This is a genomic window from Bacillus sp. 05T31, assembly GCF_056396725.1.
In genome coordinates, this window is the sequence record NZ_JBFTMA010000376.1 from 1 (window position 1) to 4,151 (window position 4,151).

General features: G+C 31.5%; 7 protein-coding genes. 6 read left to right on the plus strand and 1 reads right to left on the minus strand.

The window, feature by feature from the left end; genetic code table 11:
- Positions 1–215: 215 nt before the first annotated feature.
- From AC1DJR_RS19655 to AC1DJR_RS19680, 6 genes are all read left to right on the plus strand, one after another.
- Positions 216–602: a DUF1433 domain-containing protein gene (locus AC1DJR_RS19655; RefSeq protein ID WP_477003302.1), complete on the plus strand. Its 387-nt coding sequence runs from the start codon at positions 216–218 to the stop codon at positions 600–602.
- An 81-nt stretch (positions 603–683) separates the two neighbouring features.
- On the plus strand, positions 684–1,067 hold the full coding sequence (locus AC1DJR_RS19660; RefSeq protein WP_477003303.1) for a DUF1433 domain-containing protein: 384 nt from the start codon (positions 684–686) through the stop codon (positions 1,065–1,067).
- 77 nt (positions 1,068–1,144) lie between these two features.
- Positions 1,145–1,546: a DUF1433 domain-containing protein gene (locus AC1DJR_RS19665; protein WP_477003304.1), complete on the plus strand. Its 402-nt coding sequence runs from the start codon at positions 1,145–1,147 to the stop codon at positions 1,544–1,546.
- Positions 1,547–1,863: 317 nt separating this feature from the next.
- Positions 1,864–2,379: a hypothetical protein gene (locus AC1DJR_RS19670; RefSeq protein WP_477003305.1), complete on the plus strand. Its 516-nt coding sequence runs from the start codon at positions 1,864–1,866 to the stop codon at positions 2,377–2,379.
- Positions 2,380–2,667: 288 nt separating this feature from the next.
- Complete coding sequence (locus AC1DJR_RS19675; RefSeq protein WP_002188515.1) at positions 2,668–2,829, plus strand: hypothetical protein; 162 nt, start codon at positions 2,668–2,670, stop codon at positions 2,827–2,829.
- Positions 2,830–2,980: 151 nt separating this feature from the next.
- On the plus strand, positions 2,981–3,139 hold the full coding sequence (locus AC1DJR_RS19680; RefSeq protein WP_002087303.1) for a hypothetical protein: 159 nt from the start codon (positions 2,981–2,983) through the stop codon (positions 3,137–3,139).
- A 216-nt stretch (positions 3,140–3,355) separates the two neighbouring features.
- Here the strand turns inward: AC1DJR_RS19680 and bla are convergent.
- On the minus strand, positions 3,356–4,151 hold a 796-nt coding region (gene bla, locus AC1DJR_RS19685; protein ID WP_477003306.1), incomplete at its 5' end, for a class A beta-lactamase.

The following is a 4,151-nucleotide window of genomic DNA, read 5'->3' on the forward strand; positions in this document are numbered from 1 at the left end:
CTTTATCTGCATTAAACGTTTCTATAACCCTCCATACTTTCCCATTACTACCCGTTATTTTTTCACTTTTATGTAAATATGTATTTTTATAAACCTTATCTGATAACTCAAAATAATCTTCATCTGTCGCAATAGTATTCTTTTTTAATTCACTCATATGTTTCAACTCATTTCATGGTATATTTTAACTATATTCAAATACAAGGGGATTTTAAATGAAAAAGAAATTGGTAATTATTTTATCCATTATTTGTATTATAGCAGGAGGGTATTTTACTATGGAATACTTAAAACAAAAAGAAAAAGAAGAAAAGTTTTGGAAAGWMCAAGARRCACGRRTAGAAAAGTATATTCATTAYAATATTMAAGATGTAAAATCTATTACGTTTACAAAACATGATATAAGTCCGATGGGTGTTCCTTCTGTAGAAGGATATATAAATGATGATAAAGAATTATGGTTTGATGCTAGTATAAGTACTACAGATAATTTTGAGGATAAGTTTGGGTGTTCAGGGGAATTATATGATAATTATGTAAAAAAACCTGAAAAATCAGTATCCGAAATTGAAAAAGAAGAGAAAGCGAAAAACCAAGAGTAGTTCTTGCAACTACTCTTGGTTTCTGTACCCTATTTTAGAAAGAGCATATGTTAACTAGCTTTGAATATAAGGGGATTTCCAATGAAGAAAGTAATGATTTTGGTTGTATCTGTTGTGATGCTCATAGCAGGAGGATATTTCACTATGGAATACTTAAARMAAAAAGAAMAAGAAGAAAAGTTTTGGAAAGYACAAGAGGCACGARTAGAAAAGTATATTCRTTATAATATTRAAGATGTAAAATCTATTACGTTTACAAAAAAAGATGTAAGTCCAATGGGCGTTCCTTATTTAGAAGGCCATATAAATCATAATAAAGAATTAGATTTTATAGCTAGTATAAGTACTACAGAAAATTTCGAAGATGATTTCACACGTTCTGGAGAACTTGGAAAACTAATAAAAAAACCAGCAAAGTCTGTATCCAAAATTGAAAAAGAAGAGAAAGAAAAAAGACAAGAGTAGTCTTTGAACTACTCTTTTTTTGTATCCCATTCTAAGAAAAATGCATTGGTAAGTGTTTTTTATAAGGAGAATTTCCAATGAAGAAAGTAATSATTTTGGTTGTATCTGYTGTGATGCTCATAGCAGGAGGGTATTTTACAATGGAATACTTAAAACAAAAAGAAAAAGAAGAAAAGTTTTGGAATGAACAAAAAGAACGAGTAGAAAAGTATATTCACTATAATATTAAAGATGTAAAATCTATTATATTTACAGAAAATAAGATAAGTCCAATGGGAGTTCCTCGTATAAAAGGTTATATAAATAATAATAAAGAATTAGATTTTATAGCTAGTATAAGTACAACTGAAAACTTTGAAGACAAATTTACGCGTTCTGGGAAATTAGGAAAACTTATAAAAAACCCTGAAAAATCAGTATCTGAAATTCAAAAAGAAGAGAAGAAAAATAAAAGAGTTGAAAATATGAATGTAAACTAATAATAAAAAGTTTGCTTTCAAATTAGAAAAGGTTAGTCCCTCATTCCACTCCAGCTAAAAACCTCACACCCAAAAACAAAGGGGAACTCAATTGTTCAAACTCATATAAAGTTTCAATCTTGTCTAAGCATCCATTAGGATATACAATTGATCATCCATTTTTCTTTACATAATCTCCAGATACAGTCCATATCAACTATAGATTCTTGTCTTATGCTAAATGTAATCAAAAAGCAAGTAGATAAAGATAATGACTAAAACATTAACTTTAGATACTTTTTTGATGAATATTACAAATAAACAGGAGGTAATGAAAAATGATTAAAACATTATTAGCAGGAGCACTTTTAAGTACAGGATTGGTAGCGGGAGGTGCAGATGATGCGAAAATGGACAATTTAAARTCAAATGAARATAGTTCMAATCAAGTAATTACACRGAGTGCAGATGGAACAACGTCTTTCTCACAAAACTTTGATKTACCTAAAGATGCAGTGCCAGCAACTCCTAAAGGAGACGCAAAAACTGTTGAAAGAACAGAAGGTACAGGTTCTCAAGAAGGAAAAATGGTGCCAACAAAAGAAGGTACAGATTCTCAACCTGGATTTGAAATGGGGGCCCCTGAAAAACCAGAACATGCAAAAACTGTTGAAAGAACAGARGGTACAGACTCTCAAGAAGGAAAAATGGTACCARCAAAAGAAGGTACAGATTCTCAATCTGGATTTGAAATGGGAGCCCCTGAAAAACCAGAACATGCAAAAACTGTTGAAAGAACAGAGGGYACAGACTCTCAAGAAGGAAAAATGGTACCAACAAAAGAAGGAAATTAAATAATATATAGTTATGACGAAGAGCATCCAAAAAGTGGTGCTCTTTTTATATTATAGGGATTAACTAGTTTTACTCAATATAGAACTGTAGCGGGAATTCAAGCTAGAATATGGGTTACTGTCTCTTCAAATCATGGTGTTTGAAGCACTAGTTTTGGTGGTAACGTTACAACATAAACATTTTATTAGAGATTTTTTGAATTTACATACACTCTAGATAAACTACATATTAACTTCAGATACTTGTTTTATGATACAAGTAATCAAACAAAAGGAGGGCAATACAAAATGATTACAACAGTATTAACAGGGCACTCTTTTAAGTACAGGAGATTATTAACAGGTGGAGAAAATGTTGAAGATGTGCAGACAGATCAACATATTCCATATGAACAAAATGAATTGCAGCAAACTCTAGAAAAGTACGATTCAAAGAAATTTGAGTTATAAAAAGAAAATAGATAAATATAGTGAAAATAGATAAATTGACAAGAGAAAAGCACTTTGTGTATATCACAGGTGCTTTTTATTTTCATTTTGATGTAGGGCTTGAATTAAATTTTTACACTAAAATATATACGGCAAAAAGGGGGGGAGTTCATTGCACAAAGTTATTTATGGAATATTAATTTTAATTTATACTTTGTATTCATTTTTTGTAAGTGATGGAAGTGAAGTAAGGTTTATTATGGTGTTAACTATAGTACTTATCTTTTCTGTGGTTTTAGAAAAAGGAAATGCAAACAAAACGACTGATTAAAGGTCTTTTTGTTTGCATTTTTTAGTTGGCTATTACAGTCCAGATGTTTAGGGATAGCACGAAATCGCCATCAAGCTTAAAGAACGATTTATCCCCAAACAATAAAAATGAGCTTTTTATTACAAGTTAGCACCAAATTTCGTTTTTGGAACACTATTAAATTTTTAGTTGATGAAAACACCCGCCTAAAATAGAAAACTTTTAACCTATTATCATTTATTCCGTAGCTTTTAAGGTATTTAACACGACTTTGGTTGCGTCTGCAATAAGTTTATCATCGTATTTAGCATCTTCTTTATCATGATTAGAAAGTATAGCAAGAACAATCGGCTTTTTATTTGGTGGCCAAATAATTGCGATATCATTTCTTGTTCCGTAAGATCCCGCGCCTGTTTTATCAGCTACTTCCCATCCTTTTGGTACGCCCGCACGAATCAATTTATCTCCAGTTGTATTTCTCTTCATCCAATCTACTAATAGTTCACGTTTTTCTATTGGGAGTGCAGTTCCTAATGTAAATGATTGAAGTGTCTTAGCTATCGCTTCTGGTGTACTGGTATCATGCGTTTCTCCTGGATGCACTTCATTTAATTCAGGTTCAAATCGTTCTGAAGTAGTAACAGTATCTCCCATTTCTCTCAAGATTTTTTCAAATTCAGAGGGCCCCCCTAACTGTTTAAGAATCAAATTATGTGCTGTGCTGTCACTATATCGAACAGAAGCATCTGCAAGTTCTTTTAACGTCATTCCTGTATCAACATGCTTTTCAGTAATTGGATTATAATTAGAAAGATCTTCATGAGTATACGTAATCCTTTGATCAAGAGCTTCTAATGAGTTCTTGCGTAAAAGAGCGCCCACAGCTAATGATTTAGATGTAGATGCAAATGCAAAACGATCATCTGAATGATAAGCAACAGTTTGATTTGTACCTGTGTCCAGTGCATAAATACCAAGCTTAGCATCATATTCTTTTTCAAGTTTAGCGAAAGATTGATTACCTGTATTTTCT